This is a genomic window from Cupriavidus taiwanensis (assembly GCF_900250075.1).
In the GTDB taxonomy this organism is placed as follows: Bacteria; Pseudomonadota; Gammaproteobacteria; order Burkholderiales; family Burkholderiaceae; genus Cupriavidus; species Cupriavidus taiwanensis_C.
In genome coordinates this window covers 461,622-478,763 of the sequence record NZ_LT977071.1, presented here as the reverse complement: position 1 = coordinate 478,763, position 17,142 = coordinate 461,622, and the positions used below count along the sequence as shown (strand labels likewise).

At 71.2% G+C, this 17,142-nt stretch carries 17 protein-coding genes; 8 read left to right on the top strand and 9 right to left on the bottom strand.

What is annotated here, in order from left to right:
- The first annotated feature begins 7 nt into the window (after positions 1–7).
- Complete coding sequence (locus CBM2588_RS18645) at positions 8–1,093, top strand: DNA topoisomerase IB (protein ID WP_115681906.1); 1,086 nt, start codon at positions 8–10, stop codon at positions 1,091–1,093.
- Positions 1,094–1,111: 18 nt separating this feature from the next.
- Here the strand turns inward: CBM2588_RS18645 and CBM2588_RS18640 are convergent, their stop codons facing one another.
- Both CBM2588_RS18640 and CBM2588_RS18635 read right to left on the bottom strand, forming a co-directional pair.
- Positions 1,112–1,786 (bottom strand): ParB-like protein, encoded by a 675-nt coding sequence (locus CBM2588_RS18640; protein WP_172583634.1) that lies wholly within the window; start codon positions 1,784–1,786, stop codon positions 1,112–1,114.
- Between the two features lie 3 nt (positions 1,787–1,789).
- Positions 1,790–3,001 carry a BON domain-containing protein gene (locus tag CBM2588_RS18635; RefSeq protein ID WP_115681905.1) on the bottom strand — a complete coding sequence of 404 codons (1,212 nt, stop codon included), beginning with the start codon at positions 2,999–3,001 and terminating at the stop codon, positions 1,790–1,792.
- Positions 3,002–3,352: 351 nt separating this feature from the next.
- Here CBM2588_RS18635 and CBM2588_RS18630 point away from each other — a divergent pair, with 351 nt between their 5' ends.
- The 3 genes from CBM2588_RS18630 (at position 3,353) to CBM2588_RS18620 (ending at position 5,580) form a co-directional block, all read left to right on the top strand.
- Positions 3,353–4,210 carry an SDR family oxidoreductase gene (locus CBM2588_RS18630; protein WP_115681904.1) on the top strand — a complete coding sequence of 286 codons (858 nt, stop codon included), beginning with the start codon at positions 3,353–3,355 and terminating at the stop codon, positions 4,208–4,210.
- Between the two features lie 166 nt (positions 4,211–4,376).
- Positions 4,377–4,832, top strand: coding sequence for a hypothetical protein (locus CBM2588_RS18625; protein WP_115681903.1), 456 nt, complete (start codon positions 4,377–4,379; stop codon positions 4,830–4,832).
- Positions 4,816–5,580, top strand: coding sequence for a ParB-like protein (locus CBM2588_RS18620; RefSeq protein WP_115681902.1), 765 nt, complete (start codon positions 4,816–4,818; stop codon positions 5,578–5,580). The genes CBM2588_RS18625 and CBM2588_RS18620 overlap by 17 nt, the downstream gene beginning before the upstream one ends.
- A 90-nt stretch (positions 5,581–5,670) precedes the next feature.
- Here CBM2588_RS18620 and CBM2588_RS18615 read toward each other — a convergent pair whose 3' ends face one another.
- From CBM2588_RS18615 to CBM2588_RS18600, 4 genes are all read right to left on the bottom strand, one after another.
- Positions 5,671–5,859, bottom strand: a complete 189-nt coding sequence (locus tag CBM2588_RS18615) for a DUF3008 family protein (protein ID WP_012356890.1) — start codon at positions 5,857–5,859, stop codon at positions 5,671–5,673.
- Between the two features lie 159 nt (positions 5,860–6,018).
- Positions 6,019–6,177 carry a DUF3309 family protein gene (locus tag CBM2588_RS18610; protein ID WP_012356889.1) on the bottom strand — a complete coding sequence of 53 codons (159 nt, stop codon included), beginning with the start codon at positions 6,175–6,177 and terminating at the stop codon, positions 6,019–6,021.
- A 196-nt stretch (positions 6,178–6,373) separates the two neighbouring features.
- Complete coding sequence (locus CBM2588_RS18605) at positions 6,374–7,027, bottom strand: response regulator (protein ID WP_115681901.1); 654 nt, start codon at positions 7,025–7,027, stop codon at positions 6,374–6,376.
- Complete coding sequence (locus tag CBM2588_RS18600) at positions 7,024–9,042, bottom strand: type IV pili methyl-accepting chemotaxis transducer N-terminal domain-containing protein (protein WP_115681900.1); 2,019 nt, start codon at positions 9,040–9,042, stop codon at positions 7,024–7,026. The genes CBM2588_RS18605 and CBM2588_RS18600 overlap by 4 nt, the downstream gene beginning before the upstream one ends.
- A gap of 335 nt (positions 9,043–9,377) precedes the next feature.
- Between CBM2588_RS18600 and CBM2588_RS18595 the strand changes: the two genes are divergently transcribed.
- Entirely contained in the window at positions 9,378–10,733 is a 1,356-nt protein-coding gene (locus CBM2588_RS18595; RefSeq protein ID WP_115681899.1) for a hypothetical protein, read from the top strand.
- A gap of 98 nt (positions 10,734–10,831) precedes the next feature.
- On the opposite strand, the gene CBM2588_RS18590 is transcribed toward CBM2588_RS18595, so the two are convergent.
- Positions 10,832–12,004, bottom strand: a complete 1,173-nt coding sequence (locus tag CBM2588_RS18590) for an NAD(P)H-dependent flavin oxidoreductase (RefSeq protein WP_115681898.1) — start codon at positions 12,002–12,004, stop codon at positions 10,832–10,834.
- 272 nt (positions 12,005–12,276) lie between these two features.
- Between CBM2588_RS18590 and ubiU the strand changes: the two genes are divergently transcribed.
- From ubiU to ubiT, 3 genes are all read left to right on the top strand, one after another.
- Positions 12,277–13,335 carry a ubiquinone anaerobic biosynthesis protein UbiU gene (gene ubiU / locus CBM2588_RS18585; RefSeq protein WP_231942200.1) on the top strand — a complete coding sequence of 353 codons (1,059 nt, stop codon included), beginning with the start codon at positions 12,277–12,279 and terminating at the stop codon, positions 13,333–13,335.
- Between the two features lie 64 nt (positions 13,336–13,399).
- The gene (locus tag CBM2588_RS18580) at positions 13,400–14,332 is read left to right on the top strand and encodes a U32 family peptidase (protein ID WP_115683650.1); all 933 of its coding nucleotides are present in this window, start codon (positions 13,400–13,402) and stop codon (positions 14,330–14,332) included.
- Entirely contained in the window at positions 14,329–14,793 is a 465-nt protein-coding gene (gene ubiT / locus CBM2588_RS18575; protein ID WP_115681897.1) for a ubiquinone anaerobic biosynthesis accessory factor UbiT, read from the top strand. Before CBM2588_RS18580 ends, ubiT begins: the two co-directional genes overlap by 4 nt.
- A 7-nt stretch (positions 14,794–14,800) precedes the next feature.
- On the opposite strand, the gene CBM2588_RS18570 is transcribed toward ubiT, so the two are convergent.
- The gene (locus tag CBM2588_RS18570; RefSeq protein WP_115681896.1) at positions 14,801–16,387 is read right to left on the bottom strand and encodes a histidine kinase N-terminal 7TM domain-containing protein; all 1,587 of its coding nucleotides are present in this window, start codon (positions 16,385–16,387) and stop codon (positions 14,801–14,803) included.
- A gap of 199 nt (positions 16,388–16,586) precedes the next feature.
- Positions 16,587–17,015, bottom strand: coding sequence for a polyhydroxyalkanoate granule-associated phasin (locus CBM2588_RS18565; RefSeq protein ID WP_115681895.1), 429 nt, complete (start codon positions 17,013–17,015; stop codon positions 16,587–16,589).
- Positions 17,016–17,142: the final 127 nt, after the last annotated feature.

Genomic DNA, 17,142 nt, shown 5'->3' with positions numbered 1-17,142 from the left:
CGCGCCCATGGACAGCACGCTGCCCGCCACCGAAGCCTCCGCCGCGCTCGACACGGTGCTGCGCGAAGCGGGGCTGCGCTATGTCGACGACGGCAGCCCGGGCATCACGCGCCGGCGCCACGGCAGCGGCTTCAGTTATACGGGCCCGGACGGCAAGCGCGTGAGCGATGCCGCCACGCTGGCGCGCATCGCGGCACTGGCGATCCCGCCGGCCTATGAGTCGGTGTGGATCTGCCCCGATCCGCACGGCCACTTGCAGGCCACCGGGCGCGATGCGCGCGGGCGCAAGCAGTACGTCTACCACCCGCAATGGGCCACGCTGCGCGACACCGACAAGTACGCGCGGCTGGCGGCGTTCGGCGCCGCGCTGCCGCGCCTGCGCGCGCGCGTGGCGCGCGACCTGCGCCGCAACGGCATGCCGCGCGAGAAGGTGGTGGGCGCGGTGGTGCTGCTGCTCGACGCCACGCTGGTGCGCGTCGGCTCGCCGCGCTACGCGCGCCAGAACCGCACCTACGGCCTGACCACGCTGCGGCGGCGCCACGTGACCGTGCGCGGCAGCCGGCTGCGTTTCCAGTTCACGGGCAAGAGCGGCATCACGCACGACGTCTCGGTCAACGACCCGCGCCTCGCGCGCATCGTGCGCAACTGCGCCGACCTGCCGGGCCAGTGCCTGTTCAAGTACCGTGACAGCGACGGCGAGATCCGCGAAATCGGCTCGGCCGATGTCAACGCCTACCTGCAGGAAGTGACCGGCGGGGACTTTACCGCCAAGGACTTCCGCACCTGGGCCGGCAGCGTGCATGCGCTGGCGATCCTGCGCAAGCTGCCGGAAGCGTCCAGCGAGACTGCGCGCCGCAAGGCGGTGACCGATGCCATCCGCGAGGTCGCGAACCAGCTGCGCAACACCGTCGCGGTGTGCCGCAAATGCTATGTGCACCCCGACGTCATCGATGCCTACCTGGCCGGCGTGCTGCAGGCGCGCGGGCGCGCGCCCGCCATGACGCGGCTGCGCGCGGACGAGGCGCGGCTGCTGCAATTGCTGGCGGCAGGGCAGTCCCAGCCAGCCAACGGCAAGAAAGGCAATAGCGGTTAATCGTCCGCGGCCGGGCGCTCAGCAACCCAGGGCGCCGATATAGCCAGGCAGGTCCTTGGCCTCGCGCGAGTGCGCCAGTTTGAACGCGCTCGCCACCGCAAAGGCAAAGTGATGCGGCGTGTCGAACGGTCCCGGCACGTGGCGCCGGAAGAAGTCTGCCCAGCGGAAATCTGGGTAGGCGGTCTTGACCTTGCGATAGCCGCCCGCCAGCTGCACGAAGGCCTCCAGGCTGCGGTAGGGGTCGTCGCGCATATCGTGGATGGCCTCGGGGAGTTCGGTCAGGGGCCGCCGGCGCCCATGCTCGTCGTAAGGATGGACCAGGTGATTGGCGACCATGTGGCGCCAGAACGCAGACACGTCCATGTCGCTGAGGTCGGCACGCACGAGGCCGGGCACATGGGTCAGTCCCAGGTCATGCCAGGCGCGCACCCAGTGGTGATGGTCGACCACATAGAGCGTCTGCTCCGGTCCGATTACCAGGTGCACGCGGTGCCGGTCCAGGAACGCCGCGCGCGCCTCGGGCGCAATGCGGCGCGTGACGTGGATCTTCTGCGCCACGTGGTAGCCGCCCACCGTGATCTGGGTGGGACGCAGCGCGTCCAGCGGCACCATCAGCTTGCTGTCGGGCGCCAGCTTGCGCGGCGCCCGCCGCGGGGCGGGCGCCGTGTGCGCGGGGGCCTGGCCGGAGGGCAAGGCTCAGCTCTTGTTGAGCGTGCGGTCCGGCGAAGTGCCGCCCGCCGACGCCGTGTCGCTGCTGCCGGTCGAGGTGTCGCCGCCCACCTCGGAGCCTGCCGCCCACGAACTGCCTTGCTGGCGCTGCACGCGCAGGCGGTTGTTAACCTCGGTGACGCCGAACACCGCATCGGCGATCTCCTCGACCACGTATTTCTCGCGGCGCTCGCTGACGGTGCCGTCCAGCGTCACGACCCCATTAGCTACCTCGACGCTGACTTCGCCGACGTCGATATACGGGTTCATCGCCAGGCGTTCGCACACATCCTCGCGCACGCGCTCGTCAGAGCGCCGGTAGCCCTTGGGGCCGGTGGCGCGGCGGCCGGCATGCTGCCCGCCCTGCGTGCCGGAGGCGCTGGCCTGGCCGGCGAACGGCGTGCGGCGGCGGTAGCCGGGGTCGTCCGGGTAGACGCGCTGCCCGCCGCTGAACGACTGGCCGCCGCGACCCGAATCGCCAAAGTAGCCGCCGCCGTAGCTGGGCTGTCCGCCCCGCTGGTCGCGGTCGCGTTCGCTGCCTTCCTGCCAGTGCATGGCACGACCGCCTTCGCTGCGGCCGCGCTCCGAGCCCCAGCCGCCCTGGCCGCGCTGATTGCGTTCGCTGCGTTCGTCGCGCTCATAGCGCTCGCCGCTGGATTCGCTGCGGCGCCCGCGCGGACCGAAACGGTCTTCGTCGCGATAGCCGTAGCCCGATTCGCGTTCCTGGCTGCGGTAGCCGCTGTCCTGCTGCGGCGGCCGGTAGCCGCCATAGGCGCTGCTATACGGATGGCCGCTGCCGCCGACATCGGCGGCGCCATAGCCGCTCTCGCCCCAGCTGCCGCGGCGCTGGCCGGCGGGCGTGTCCTGCTGATACCACGGGCCGCCGTGGCGCGAGGATTCGCGCTCGCTGCCCATGTTGCGGCCCTGGCCGCGGCTTTCGTTGCGCTGTTCCTGACGGCGCTCGTCGCGATCCTGGTCGCGGCGGCTTTCTTCCCAGCGCTGGCGGCTTTCATAGCCCTGGCCACCATACTCGCCCCGGCGCGAGCTGCTTTCGCCGCGCCAGTCCTCGCCCCATTCCTGCCCCCAGTCCTCCGAGCCGCGCCCCTCGCTCTCATCGCGCATCCTTTGCTCGGGTCCGCGTTCGCGGCGTTGCGCTTCGGGCCGGCCGCGGCTGCCGCGGTCATTGCGGAAGTTGAACATATCTGCCTCCTGGCGGTGAGGCCCCGCGCGCCGGCACTGCCCGCAGGCATGTGCGGCAGGCGCCGGAAGCCGTTGACGTTTCGAATATGGAGAAAGCCGCAAAATCCGTGCCCCGGCGTGCAGACGAGCCGGCGCAGTGCCGCATACGCGCGCGCTGTAAGGTTTGCCGTGCGATGTAAGGGTTACGGGCAGCACCGCCGGGCCGGCGCCGCCGCGCCGCCGGCATGCGGGCGCCCGCGCCTTGCGCTTTGCGGCATGGAACTTGCGCGCCACCCTGGCATCTTGCATTGCCGCGGCGCGCCGTCACGCCGGCGTCGCATGGCGCGGCCAATCCCGACAGGAGACACTGCCATGTCCACACCCAAGAGCGTCCCGCCCCAGCACCAGTCGCGCCAGCCGGGCCTGGAAGCCCCGATGCGCCCGCAGCCGGACAGCGGCGCGGACGATTATGTCGGCAGCGGCCGGCTCAACGGTCGTGTCGCGCTGGTCACCGGCGGCGACAGCGGCATCGGCCGCGCCATTGCGGTGGCGTTTGCGCGCGAAGGCGCCGATGTCGCCATCGCTTACCTGAACGAACATGCGGACGCGCGCGAGACCGTCAACCTGGTCGAGCAGGCCGGCCGCAAATGCCTGGCCATCGCCGGCGACCTCGCCGACTGCGACCACGCCGAGGCGGTCGCGCGGCAGACGCTGCAGCAGTACGGCAAGCTCGACATCCTGGTCAACAATGCCGCCGAGCAGCATCCCAAGGAATCGCTCGAGGAAGTCGAGGCCAGCCAGGTCGAGGCCACCTTCCGCACCAACGTGTTTGCGATGTTCCACCTGACGCGCGCGGTGCTGCCCCACCTGAAGGCCGGTGCGTCGATCCTGAACACCACTTCGGTCACCGCCTATCGCGGCAGCAAGCACCTGCTCGACTATTCCGCGACCAAGGGCGCGATCGTGTCGTTCACGCGCTCGCTGGCGCTGCAGGTGGTGGAGCGCGGCATCCGCGTCAACGGCGTGGCTCCGGGCCCGATCTGGACGCCGCTGATTCCGTCCACCTTCAGCCCCGAGGAAGTGGCGCAATTCGGCAAGAAGACGCCCATGGGCCGCCCGGGGCAACCGTTCGAGGTCGCCGGGGGCTATGTGTTTCTGGCCTCGGATGCGGCCAGCTATATCACCGGGCAGATCCTGCACATCAATGGCGGCGAGGTCGTGAACGGATGAGCGAGCGGGCTTGCGCCATGCGCGTGCATGTAGTTCGGCGCCGCGTTTGCAAATATTGCATGCAGCGGTCCCGCCGCCTGCCGTGCCGTGCAGATCCTGCGCGGGCGTGGCTCTTGCAATGCAGGTGAGATCAGCCTGCCGCCATCGCCAATCTCTGGGAGGCATCATGTCATCGATCATCGCGGGACGTTTCGATTCGCTCGCCAGCGCAGAGGATGCCGCGCGCACCTTGTTCGCGCGCGGCTTCTCGGTGTGGGAGGTATCCATCGTGTCAGTGCAGGACCCTGCCAGGGAACAGCAGGACGACGACACCGCCGCGCAGCAGCGGGCCGACAACGTCATGCTGGCCGCGTGCGTCAACAACGGGCTGGGTTCGGTGGTCATCGACGTGCTGCGCGAAACCGGCGCCAGCCAGCTCGAGCGCGCGCAGGGCACCTGGGAATGTGGGCAGTGGACCGATTTCGATCCGGCCCGGCACGGCGAGCCGGTGCGCGAGGGCGAGGGCGAATACTGGCCGCGGCCGCTGGCCAGCGACGCCACCGCCGAGGAGAGCACCGGCAACGAAGACCCCGGCAGCGAGCTCGAGCACTTCGTCAACCAGAAACGTGCCGAACACGACTGAACGCCCCGCCGAGCCGGCCCCCGGCGCCGAGCCCCTCGTCGCGCCGGTGGTGGTGCCGCGCTGCCCGCGCGGCAAGGCCGTGGCCGAACTGGCGCGGCTGCGTCCGACGCAGCTGACGCTCGGCTACATCCACGTCCACCACAAGATGGAAGTCACGCAGCGCCACGCCGATCCGGAAGACCGCGAGGTGCTGCAGCGCTTCATGCGCCGGCATCGCATCAAGACCGTGGCAGGGCCGGGCGGAGAGCTTTATATCGTCGACCACCACCACTGGGCGCGCGCGTGGCTGGACCTCGGCTACCAGCTGGCGCCGGTGCGGGTGCTGGCAGACTTCAGCGATCTGGACGGCGCCGCGTTCTGGAAGCGCATGCGCGAGCTGGGCCATGTCCATCCCTACGATGAACACGGCAAGCGCAAGGGGCAGAAGGCCTTGCCCTCGACCGTGCGCAGCATGCGCGACGACCCGTACCGCAGCCTGGCCGCCTTTGCCCGCGAAGCGGGCGCGTACCGCAAGCCGGACAGCGCCTACGGCGACTTCTGCTGGGCCGGCTTCCTGCGCAAGCGGGTGGAGCAGGACCTGGACAGCATTGCGGGGTTCGGGCTGGCGCTGGCGGAATCGATCAAGCTTGCACGCAGTCCTCGCGCCAGGCGCCTGCCGGGATATTGCGGTGGACCGCTGGAGGGGAAGACCGGCAAACCGGCGAAGCCGGTGAAGACCGGCAAGGGCAAGAACGGCAGGGCCGGATAGCAACAGGGCAGGCGTGTGCCTGCCCTGTGCTGGTATGCCGCCGCGCCGGCAGCGCGGCCCGGCCTCATGTGCAAGGCCGTTGCCTACCGGTCAACGTTCCGACTTGTGCTTCGGCATGCCCTTGGTCTTGGTCGAAGCCATCTTGTCGAGTTCCTTCTCGCTCATCGACTTGTACATCGAGCGGGAAGGTCCCTTCAGCGAACCGGCCTTCTTTTCGCCGCGCTTTGCGGAGAGCGCCGCACCGGCGGCCTGCTGTTGCGCCTTGGATTTTGCTGGCATCTGAGTCTCCTTGCGAAAGGTGAAAAGGTTGAAAGGACCGGGCGCACGCTGTCGCGCGTGCCCGCGCTTCGTTATAGGTGCCAGGCGCGGCCGCGACAAGCGCGGCCGGCACGCAACCGGCTTGCGCGCTCCGTGCCGCGGTGCGCTGCCTGCCGGGCGCTAGATCCGGCCCAGCACCACCAGCAGCACCACGATCAGGACGATCAGTCCCAGGCCGCCGCTCGGCCAGTAGCCCCAGCCGGAACTGTACGGCCAGGCCGGCAGGGCGCCGATCAGCAGCAGGACGAGGATGATCAGAAGGATGGTGCCGATGCCCATGGCGTGCTCCTTGTTCGTGGATCGGGGAAGCCGCGCGGCTTCCGACTCCGAGGCGGCTCCGCAGAGCCATCCGCTTACCGTTCAGCGTAGAACAAGGGGTGCGGGCATCCCTCCGGGCAGGGACTGATATCGATGTAGGAATCGGACGACGCCCAAGTGCGGGCAAGGCGACCCGCGCGGCCTGCGCGGGCAGTGTTCAGGCCGTGTTCAGCCCGTGTTCCACCGCATAGACCGCCACCTGCACCCGGCTGGCCAGGTTCAGCTTCTTCAGGATGTTCTGCACGTGGATCTTCACCGTGCTTTCGGCCACGCCCAGGTCGCGCGCGATCTCCTTGTTGCTTTCGCCGCGGGCCAGGCCCTGCACGATCTCGCGCTCGCGCGCGGTCAGCCGCGGCGCTTCTTCCTGGCGCGGGGCGGCCACGGGCGCGGGCGCGCGGAACTGGGCCACCAGCTTGGCGGTCATGCTGTCGGAGATCACCGGCTCGCCGGCGGCGGCGCGGCGGATGGCGGCGATCAGCGCCTCGGTCTCGATGTTCTTGATCAGGTAGCCGCGCGCGCCGCCGCGCAGCGCAGCGGCCAGCTCCTCGGCCTCCTCGGACACCGTCAGCACGATCACCGCGGTCTGGGGCAGGTCCTCGACCAGCAGCTGCAGCGCTTCGAGCCCGGACAGGCCCGGCATGTTCAGGTCGAGCAGGATCACGTCGGGGCGGTGCTGCTTGGCGCGCTTGATGCCTTCCACGCCGTCGGCGGCTTCGTCGACGATTTCGAAGTCGGGCTGGCGCTGCAGCAGCGCGCGGATGCCCGAGCGGAACAGGGTGTGGTCGTCGATCAGCAGGATGCGGATGGTCATGGCTGGGTCTCGCTCGGGAGGGGCAGGCGGCTAAGGCTGGTGATGGGCCTGGCGCTGCGGTCGCGCCGCGCGGCGCCCTGGCTGCCGGCGGGCAGCACCAGTTCGATGCGCACGCCGCTGCCGGGGCTGGCCTGCACGTGCAGCTGTGCCCCCAGCCGCGCGGCGCGTTCGCGCATGATGCTCAGGCCGATATGCGCGTCGGCGCGGGTGGTCAGTTCGTCGGGATCGAAGCCTTCGCCGTCGTCCTGCACCACCAGGCGGAAGTCGCGGCCATGGCTGAGCGCCACCGCCACGTGCGCCGCCATGGCGTGCTTGCGCACGTTGGAAAGCGCCTCCTGCAGGATGAACAGCACCTGCAGCTGCTGCTCGGGCGACAGCGGCCAGGCGCCGCCGCGTTCGTCGATGGCCAGCGTGGCCTCGGTGCGGCATTGCCGGCGAAAGCGCCCGACGGTCTCTTCCACCGCCGGGCGCAGCTCGCCGGTGCCCAGGCGCGAGCGGAAATTGTTAAGCAGCTCGCGCACGTCCTGGTAGCTCTCTTCCACGCCATGGCGCAGCATCGGCACCAGTTCGCGGGTCTCGGCCAGGTCGTCGCGCGCGACCGCGTCGTCCAGCAGCTGGACCTGCAGGTTCAGGTAGTTCAGCCCCTGCGCGATGCTGTCGTGCAGTCCCTGCGCCACCAGGTTGCGCTCTTCCACCACCGCCAGCTGGCGCGCGGTGGCGGACAGGCGCAGGTGTTCCAGCGCCGTGCCCAGGTGCTGCGCCAGCGTCTGGAGCAGTTGCCGGTCCGACGGCGGCAGCTTACGCGGCGCGCGGAAGTGCAGCGCGAACATGCCGGTGGCGCCGCGCTGGCTTTCGATGCGGAACGCCGCCAGCGACTGGAAGCCGTCGCGGCCGCACGGCGTTTCGTCGGCCGCGCCGGCACGCGCCGCGCCGCGCAAGTCGACGATGGCGATCACGGCCTCGCGCGTGGCATCGCCGCAATGGCAGCCGTCGGCCGAGGCGCAGGAATCGGCCTCGGCCAGCGCCGCCGGCAGGCCCGCGGCGGCCAGCAGGTGCATGCGGCCGTGGCGGCTGTCGAGCACGCGCACGCTGCCGCCATCGGCATCGAACTGGCGCATCACCCGCGCCAGGAAGCCTTGTGCCATGGCTTCGGCGTCGGCTGCCTGGTTGAGGAAGGCGGCCATCTCGTACAGCGTTTCCAGGTCGCGGTTGTGGCGCTCCAGCTCGGCGGTCTTCTGCGCCACGCGTGCTTCGAGGTCGTGGTACAGGCCCTGCAGCTCGCCCGCCATGCGGTTGAAGCCTTCGCTGAGGGTGCCGAACTCGTCGCGGCTTTCCACCGGCAGGCGCAGCGAGAATTCGCGCGCGGCCATGCGCCGCAGACCGTCCTGCAGCCGCAGCACCGGCAGGATGATCCACAGGTAGAGCAGGTAGATCACGGCGACCGTGCCGATGCAGGCCATCAGCGCCAGCGCGGTCTGCGACAGGCGCAGCAGGTCGGTCTTGCGCGCGCTGTCGTGTTCGATCATGACGACCAGGCGGTCGGCCTGCGCGACAAAACCCGGCAGCGCGGCAATGTATGCGGCGGGCGATGCGCCGGCCACGGCCAGCGGTCTTAGCCGCTGTTGCCAGTCATGGGTGACGCGGGTCATCTGCGTATGGATGGCGGGCTCGTCCGGCAGGAACAGCGGCCGCGCCGCGTCGCCTTTCTTCAGCAGCGCCAGGGTGGCGTTGAGCGCCTGCACCTGCGCGGGCAGGTCATTGGCGCGGCCCGCGTGCGCCAGCGCCAGCTCGATCGCCACGCGGTTGGCGCGCATGCGCAGGCTGCCGGCATCGTTGATGGCGGCGCCGGCGCCTTCCAGCTTCCAGGACAGCCACAGCGTGCCGGAGATCATGCCCAGCACCACCAGCAGCACGGCCAGCGACAGCGAGATGATGCGCGTGGAAAGTCGGTGCCGCAGCGCGGGCAACGCGGATGCCGCCGTGGCGGAGGCGGCAGGAGGATCGGTATCTGACATGGTGGTATCGGGGGCTACCAGGGGTCACGCAAGGAGTCGGAAGCGATTTTCTCCGCGCGACAGGCTGGGCTACCTGCGCCAGATCAAGGAAACCCGGCTTTGGCGCGAGTATGTGCCCGCAGCGGCGCATCGCGTGCAGGGCGTGTGGCGCCAGGGCGGTTTCCATCACACCGTGATATGTAAAGCCCGCGCCGGACTTGGTCCCGGTCAAGTCCCTGCACGGCGTTGCGCCCTAGCATCGGGCATTTCGTCCGGGACTGGAGAGAAGAAGCGATGGCCGTATCCACTTCAATCGGCGCACGCATGCGTCACCGCCGTCACGCCACGGGGCGCGCATGAAAGGCGCGGATCTCGACTACGCGCGCGCGCCGCGGCCTGCGCTGGTGTTCGGGTGCCTGATGCCGGCGCCGTGGCTGGGCGCGGCCGCGGGGCTGCTGCTGGCTGCGGGGCCGGCGACCGGTCTGCCCGATCGCTTCGCGCCGCTGGCGCTGGCTGGGGTGCATGCGCTGGCGCTGGGCATGCTGCTGCCAGTGATGGTCGGGGCGCTGTTCCAGATGATGCCGGTGGTGGCGCGCGTGGACGTTCCTGGTGCCGGGCGGCTGGCGCCGTTGATGGCCGCGACCGGCGCGGCGGTCGCGGCTGCGCTCGGTTTCGGCTTGCTGCGCGGTGAGCCGGCGGCGTTGCGGGTTGCGGCTGCCCTGGGCGCGGTGCTGCTGCTGGCGGGCGCGGCGCTGCTTGCCGCGGGCCGGCGCGTGGCCGCGGTGGACGCCACCACGCGCACGCTGGCCGGCATCGGCGCGCCGCTGATGGTGGCGGTGGTCGCCGGCATCGCGCTGGCGGGTACCTTGGGCGGGCTGTGGCGCGTGCCGGTGGCGCAGGCGCTTGGCCTGCATATGGCGTGGGCACTGGGCGGCTGGCTGGCGGCGCTGGTCAGCGGGGTCGCGGCCACGGTGCTGCCGATGTTCTGGCAGACGCCGCGCGCGCCGGCGGCGCTGGCGCGCTGGCTGCCGCTGGGTCATTGGGCGCCGCTGGCGGTGTTCAGCGCCGCGCTGGTGCTGTGGCCACGGGAGCCGGTGCTGGCACGGGCCGCGCTGGTGGTGTGGCTGTCGTTCGTGGCGGTGCTGGGGGCATGCGGGCTCGCCGGCACGCTGCGCGCGCGGCGGCGCCACGATCCGCTGTGGCCGTTGTGGCCGGTGGCATGCGCCAGCATGCTCGGCGCGGCGGTGCTGGGAGCGGCGGCGGTGGTCCTGCCCGCGGCGGCGCTGCCGCTGGCGTGGTGGGCCGGCACGATGGCGCTGGTCGGCGTGGGCGTGCTGCCGGTGACGGCGATGCTGGGCAAGATCGTGCCGTTCCTGGTATGGCTGCACCTGCGCCGGGTGTTGCCGCCCAGGGCGCGCGTGCCGGCGATGCAGGCGATCATCGCGCCGGGCAGTCAGCGCGGGCAGGGGTGGCTGCTGCTGGCGGCCTACGCGGTGCTGCTGGCGCTGCCGCTGGCGCCGGCGTTGCTGGCCCGCGTCGGCGGGCTGCTGCTGGCGGGGGCCAATGCATGGCTGGGATGGCAATTGCTGGCGGCGCTGCGCTGCATGCGGCGGATGCGCAGGTGTGGAGGGTTGCCGCCGCGTGTTGTGGAGGGGATGGGCGTGCCGCCGGTTTGCTCCCCTCTCCCGCCTGCGGGAGAGGGGCGGGGGTGAGGGCAGGCGGTGGCAATAGCGACAGCCTTTACTTCGTCGATGCTCTCGCCCTCACCCCCAACCCTCTCCCGCAAGCAGGAGAGGGAGCACACAAACGGTCAGCCGGCCGCCGGTGTCAGCCCGGCCGGCTTCTCCCCCGTCAGCAGATAGTGCATCAGCTCCGCCACCGGGCGGATGGCCTCGCCGAACGGCAGCGCGCCGCGGCCGCGGAAGAACAGGCCGCGCTCCACGTCGCCGCGCACCGCCTGCGCGAGCTTCAGGTCGATGCAGAACTGGCCGATCCGTGCAATGCCGTCGCGCAGCCCGCAGGCCTGCAGGCAATCGAATCCTTCCAGGCATTCGCGCACGCGGGCGCGGCGCTGCAGGCGCGCTTCGCTCGACAGGTAGCGCTGCAGCCATGGCGTCAGCACCGCGCGCGCGGGCAGGCCGGCCACGCTGGTGAATTCGCGCAGGGTTTCGGGCCGCGCGGTGGCCAGCACTTGCTTGAAGGCCGGATGGGCATCGCATTCCTCGGTCACGGCGAAGGCCGTGCCGAGCTGCACCGCGGCGGCGCCTTCGCCGAGCCAGTGACGCACCTTGGCGTGGCTGTCGATGCCGCCCGCCAGGATCAGCGGGATGCTGTCCCAGGCCAGGCCCAGCTGCGCGAACAGTTCGCGGCATTCGCCCAGCACGCGCGAGAACGAGAAGCGCGGCTCGGACAGGTCCTGGATGGTGGCGGCACCCAGGTGGCCGCCGGCGTGCGCCGGGTGTTCGACCACGATGGCGTCGGGCAGCCGGCCCTTCTTCATCCAGCGGCGCAGCACCAGGCCGATGCCGCGCGCTTCGGACAGGATCGGGATCAATGCCACCCTGGGATGGCCGGCGGTCAGTTCGGGCAGGTCCAGCGGCAGCCCGGCGCCCATGACGATGGCATCGGCGCCGCTTTCGCAGGCCTGCCGCACCAGGGCAGCGTGCGAGCCGACCGCCTTCATCACGTTGACGGCGATCAGGCCGCGGCCCTCGGAGACGTTGCGCGCGGCGCGGATCTCGCGGTCCAGCGCCTCGAGGTTGGCGGCTTCGATGGCTGGCTTGCCAAGGCTGCCGCGGCTGCCGCGGGTGCGTGCCATCAGGTCGGGGTGGTGGTGGCGCAGGTCGATGCTGGCGATGGTGCCGACGCCGTTCTCGCGCGCGACGGCGCCGGCCAGCCGGTGGGCCGAGATGCCGATGCCCATGCCGCCCTGCACGATCGGCAGCAGGCGGCGGCCGCCCAGCTTGAGCCAGGGGTGATTCATAAACGGGTCTCCGGAAGGGGATGGACGCCGGGCCGCACGGCGGCCCCGGCGCGGGGATGACGCGCAAGCGTGGCACAGCGGCACGGGCCCGCGTTTGCCGCAGGTCAAGCGTGGCCGGGTGGCCTGCCATCGGCCTACGCCGACCGGCATAGCCCGTCGCGGCCAGGGTGCCGTTGGCGTGGGTTTGCGCACGGTCAAGCCCCTGCCGCGGGCGCTTGGCTAGCATCGGCCGCTGTCTTCCTTCCCCCGCGCCGCCGCCGGCGCCATCTCCGATGACCTGTTCCACTCCCGCCCGCTCCGACTCGCCTTCGGCCGCCGCGTGCGCGCCGCGCCGCCCGCAACTGGTTGCGCCCGCCGGCTCGCTGGCGGCGCTGCGCGTGGCCTTGCAGCACGGCGCCGACGCGGTCTACCTGGGCCTGCGCGATGCCACCAACGCGCGCAACTTCGGCGGCCTGAATTTCACCGAGGCCGACATCCGCACCGGCGTGGCCGAAGCCCATGCGCGCGGCGCCGAGGTGCTGTTCGCCATCAACACCTTTGCGCAGATGGGCGCGGTGGCGCAGTGGCACCGCGCCGTCGATGCGGCCGCGGACCTGGGCGCCGATGCCGTGATCATGGCCGACGCGGGCCTGATGGGCTATGCCTGCGCGCGCCATCCGGACCTGCGGCTGCACTTGTCGGTGCAGGGCTCGGCCACGCATGCCGATGCCATCGAGCTGATGCGCGAGCGCTTCAATATCCGCCGCGTGGTGCTGCCGCGCGTGCTGTCGCTGGCGCAGATCGGCAAGCTGGCGCGCCAGACCAGCGTCGAGCTGGAGGTGTTCGGCTTCGGCAGCCTGTGCGTGATGGCCGAGGGGCGCTGCCTGCTGTCGTCGTATGCCACCGGCGATTCGCCCAACAACAAGGGGGTGTGCTCGCCCGCGCATGCGGTGCGCTGGACCGAGCAGGACGGCACCATGCAGGCACGGCTGTCGGGCATCCTGATCGACAGCTACGCGCCCGGCGAGCCGGCCGGCTATCCGACGCTGTGCAAGGGCCGCTTCGAGGTCGAGGGCGAGCGCGGCTACGTGCTGGAGGAGCCCACCAGCCTGAATGCGCTGTCGCTGCTGCCGGCGCTGATCGACATGGGCATTGCCGCGATCAAGATCGAAGGGCGCCAGCGCAGCCCGCGCTATGTCGGCGACGTGGTCGGCGTGCTGCGCGCGGCGATCGACGCCGCCTGCGCCGATCCGGCGCGCTTCGCGCCGCGCCAGGAGTGGCAGGGCACGCTGGGACGCCATGCCGAAGGCGACCAGGTTACGCAGGGCGCCTACGACCGCCCCTGGCGCTGACACCATGACACCCACCTGCCTGTATCCGGACATGCCGGACCTGCCGGCCACGATGGAGCTTTCCATGCCACACACCGCCGCGGCCGCGATGCCGCACGCCGCCGCGATGCCCGGCTTCGGCATCGCCCTCGGTCCGCTGCTGTACTACTGGCCGCGCGAGGCCGTGCTGCAGTTCTATGCGTCGGTCGCCGACGCGCCGGTCGACCGCGTCTACCTGGGCGAAACCGTCTGCACCCGCCGCCATGAAATCCGCCATGCGCAATGGCTGGAGATTGCGCAGATGCTGCGCGATGCCGGCAAGGAAGTGGTGCTGTCCACGCCGGTGCTGGTCGAGTCCGACACCGATATCGCCTGGATGCGGCGCGTGTGCGCGCAGGACGACTACCTGGTCGAGGCCAACGATCCCGGCGCGGTGCGTTGCATGGGCGGGCGGCCCTTCCTCGGCGGCCCGCATCTGAATGCCTACCATGCCGATACGCTGGCGTGGCTGGCCAGCCTGGGCGCGGTGGGCTGTGTCGCGCCGGTGGAAATGGACGGCACCACGCTGGCCGCGCTGGCGGCGGCGCGGCCCGCCGGCATGCAGCTCGAAGCCTTGGTCTGGGGCCGCCTGCCGCTGGCGTTCTCGGCGCGCTGCTTTACCGCGCGCCATCATCGCCTGCGCAAGGACAGCTGCGAATTCCGCTGCATGGACTATCCCGATGGCCTGGTCGCCGCGACCGGCGAAGGGCAGGCGTTCTTCACGCTGAACGGGGTGCAGACGCAGAGCGCCACCTGCCTTGACCTGTGCGCCGAGACGCTGGCGATGGCGCGAATGGGCGTGGGGATGCTGCGCGTCAGCCCGCATTCGTCGGGCACGCTTGCGGTGGTGCAGCAGTTGGCGGCGATCCGCGCCGGGCAACGACCGCCGGCCGCCAGCGGCATCGCGCCGGCCGGTGCCCAGCCATGCAACGGCTACTGGCACGGCCGCGCCGGCATCGCCTGGGAGGCCCCGGCATGAGCGCGCTGCACAAGCTGATGGCGGGCGTGCACCGGCGCCTGCCGGCACGCGCGCGGGCGCTGCCGCTGGTGGCCGCGCTGGAGCTGGCGCGCCGCGCCGGCTGGCTGGAGCCGCCCGCGGCACTGGATGGGCATGCCTTCCTGCTGACGGTGCAGGACCTGGAGCTGGCCGTGCCGTTCCGCTGCGAAGGCGGGCGCTTCCGCGCCGGCAGCACCGACGCCGAGCCCGCGCTGACGCTGCGTGCCTGCGCCGTGGACTACCTGCGCCTGCTGGGCGGCGAGGCCGACACCGACACCCTGTTCTTCCAGCGCCGGCTGGTCATCAGCGGCGACACTGCGCTGGGGCTGGAGGTCAAGTACTGGCTCGATGCGGCGCCGCGGCCGGCGTGGGTCAGCCAGGCCGCGGCGCGGCTGGTGGCGCTGCATGGCGCCACCGCGGGACGGGTCGGCGCCGCATCCTGAGCGCGGCTCAGGCCTCGCCGTCCAGCATGAAGCGGTTGCGCCCGGCGCGCTTGGCGCGATACATCGCGCTGTCGGCGCGGTGCAGCAGCGGCTCCAGCCGCGGCGTTTCGGGCACGGCCCAGACCGCGCCCACGCTGATCGTCACCACCGGCTGCACTGGCGTGCCCTGATGCGCAATGCCCAGGTCGCGCACCGCGGCCACCATGCGGCGCGCCAGCTCGCGGGTTTCATCGCGGCTCGCGCCGGGCAGCACCGCGGCGAACTCTTCGCCGCCCAGGCGCGCGCAGAACTGCTCGCCGTGCAGCACGCCGCTGAGGGCGCCGGCGATCTGCCGCAGGCAATCGTCGCCGGCCATGTGGCCATGCAGGTCGTTGTATTGCTTGAACTGGTCCACGTCCAGGATCAGCAACCCAAGCGGCTGGCCGCGCTCGCACGCGCGCGTCACGGCGGCGATCGATTCGCGCTGGAAGTAGCGGCGGTTGCGGATGCCGGTCAGTGCGTCGATGTCCAGGTCCGCCTGGACCTGCCACAACTGTTCCTCGGTCTGGCCCAGCCGCGCGCTCAGCGCCAGCTCGCGCGACTGGAAGCGGCTGATGTCGCGCAGGAACAGCAGGCTGCCGATCTGCCTGCCGTCCAGCCGGGCGACGCGTTCGCCGGTCAGCTCGAACGGCGCGCCGGGCGGCACGAAGGGCATGGCAACACTGTCCGCGGCGTGTGCCTCAGCGTTTGCGGGAGAAGGCCGCAGTGCAGTGTCCCAGCCGGCGGGCAGCGGGTCGCCGCGACGCAGCGCCGGCCACAGCTGCGCGGCGGCGGGATTGAATTCGACGATGGTGCCATGGCCGTCGACGATGACGCAGCCTTCGCCGAGCGCATCGAACACGCGCAGCCGCGCGTAGTGGCCGATATCGTCCAGGTGCGTGCGCAGCCCGCAGAACCACACCAGCGCCGCCATCAGCGAAAACGTCGCCGGGGTCAGGTCGCCGCCCAGCGGCCCGGTCCAGCGGTTGAGATAGGCGACATTGGCCACCAGTGGCAAGGCCAGGCCCCCGCCCAGGATGGCGCGCCCGCGGCGCGACAAGGCGCCGTTGGGGACCTCGGCCGTGACCAGGAAATACAGGCTCAGCGCCAGCAGCAGGTACGACCACGCCGCCACCACGGCATAGCCGATGCCATGGTCGAACACCGCGCCGGGCAGCACGCCGGGTGGCATCAGCGTAATGCGCGGCCACACCAGCCCGTGGCGCTCGTTGGTAAAGACCATCACCACCGTGACCACCGCCGCCAGCACCGGCAGCCACAGCCGCGACCAGGGCACCACGTAGCGCGGGCGGCTCAGGTGCACCATCGCCACCAGCCAGCCTATCGGCACCGCGACGATGCCGAGGTACTGGATCTTGGCCCACAGGATGCGTCCCTCCAGGTCGGTCGAGCTGATCTCGAGCAGGCGGCCGCCGCTCCAGGTGGCCGCGCCGGCGGCCAGCACCAGGAAGGCCTGCACGGTCGGATCGTCGCGCCGCGGCCAGGTGGCGATGGCCATGCCGATGCAGGCAACCACGGCGACGGTAAGCAGGAGAACCAGCGAATATGAGGGCATTGAAGGCGGCGCGCGTCTTCGAGACCCGGGCATGGGTGCCGCCGCCCGGCCAGGCGCACGCCGGTTGCGTGCGCTCCGCGATCTCGTCAGCCAGCATGATACCGGGCGCCACCGCTGGCTTGGCGGCGGGTGCGCCGATGCAACAGCGGCCGCGCGGCCGCCGCCCGGTCAAGCGCGCCCTGGCGGGATCAGGACCCGCTCAGGCCTGCCTCGGGGTGTCCCGCACCAGCCAGAACGGGATGTCGACGACATCCTGCTGCAGGCCCGGCCACTCGAACCCCATGCCGCGCGTCAGCAGGTGGCCCCAGCCGTCGATCCACTTCTGCTGGGCACGGGCATACAGCTCCAGCATGGCCGAGGCGTAATGCAGCGAACCGCCGAGCAGCGGCAGCTCGCTGGCGATCTCGCGCGCGTAGCGGGATTCTGGGTCGGGCTCCATCATCGTGCCCATGGCGTCGAACTGGATGTTCTCGAACAGGGTGCGGGTGAAGTCCAGGTTGAGTTCGGCCATGCGGTGCCAGATCCCGGCCAGGTCGGCCTGCATGGCCCCCAGCTGCGGGGCGCCGGCGTAGACGGCGGGAAAGGGCCAGAACACCGGCGGCCAGAAGACTTGCGTTGCGGTCATCATCACGGGGATTCTCCAGTGGCGGGCCGTGCGCGCAGTGGGCGGCAGTTGCTGCACACGACGATGGCGCCCTGTTTGGGCATCCGGATCAGCTTATGCGGTAATGGCGCGACTTGCCATGCCGCCGCGG

Bases quoted from the DNA above. Each gene is read 5' to 3' on its own strand.
- ubiT (WP_115681897.1), top strand. From the start codon at position 14,329: ATGAGCGCGCTGCACAAGCTGATGGCGGGCGTGCACCGGCGCCTGCCG.
- CBM2588_RS18610 (WP_012356889.1), bottom strand. From the start codon at position 6,177: ATGGGCATCGGCACCATCCTTCTGATCATCCTCGTCCTGCTGCTGATC.
- CBM2588_RS18570 (WP_115681896.1), bottom strand. From the start codon at position 16,387: ATGCCCTCATATTCGCTGGTTCTCCTGCTTACCGTCGCCGTGGTTGCC.
- CBM2588_RS18595 (WP_115681899.1), top strand. From the start codon at position 9,378: ATGAAAGGCGCGGATCTCGACTACGCGCGCGCGCCGCGGCCTGCGCTG.
- CBM2588_RS18605 (WP_115681901.1), bottom strand. From the start codon at position 7,027: ATGACCATCCGCATCCTGCTGATCGACGACCACACCCTGTTCCGCTCG.
- CBM2588_RS18630 (WP_115681904.1), top strand. From the start codon at position 3,353: ATGTCCACACCCAAGAGCGTCCCGCCCCAGCACCAGTCGCGCCAGCCG.
- CBM2588_RS18625 (WP_115681903.1), top strand. From the start codon at position 4,377: ATGTCATCGATCATCGCGGGACGTTTCGATTCGCTCGCCAGCGCAGAG.
- CBM2588_RS18580 (WP_115683650.1), top strand. From the start codon at position 13,400: ATGCCACACACCGCCGCGGCCGCGATGCCGCACGCCGCCGCGATGCCC.
- CBM2588_RS18645 (WP_115681906.1), top strand. From the start codon at position 8: ATGGACAGCACGCTGCCCGCCACCGAAGCCTCCGCCGCGCTCGACACG.
- CBM2588_RS18615 (WP_012356890.1), bottom strand. From the start codon at position 5,859: ATGCCAGCAAAATCCAAGGCGCAACAGCAGGCCGCCGGTGCGGCGCTC.
- CBM2588_RS18635 (WP_115681905.1), bottom strand. From the start codon at position 3,001: ATGTTCAACTTCCGCAATGACCGCGGCAGCCGCGGCCGGCCCGAAGCG.
- CBM2588_RS18565 (WP_115681895.1), bottom strand. From the start codon at position 17,015: ATGATGACCGCAACGCAAGTCTTCTGGCCGCCGGTGTTCTGGCCCTTT.
- CBM2588_RS18600 (WP_115681900.1), bottom strand. From the start codon at position 9,042: ATGTCAGATACCGATCCTCCTGCCGCCTCCGCCACGGCGGCATCCGCG.
- CBM2588_RS18590 (WP_115681898.1), bottom strand. From the start codon at position 12,004: ATGAATCACCCCTGGCTCAAGCTGGGCGGCCGCCGCCTGCTGCCGATC.
- ubiU (WP_231942200.1), top strand. From the start codon at position 12,277: ATGACCTGTTCCACTCCCGCCCGCTCCGACTCGCCTTCGGCCGCCGCG.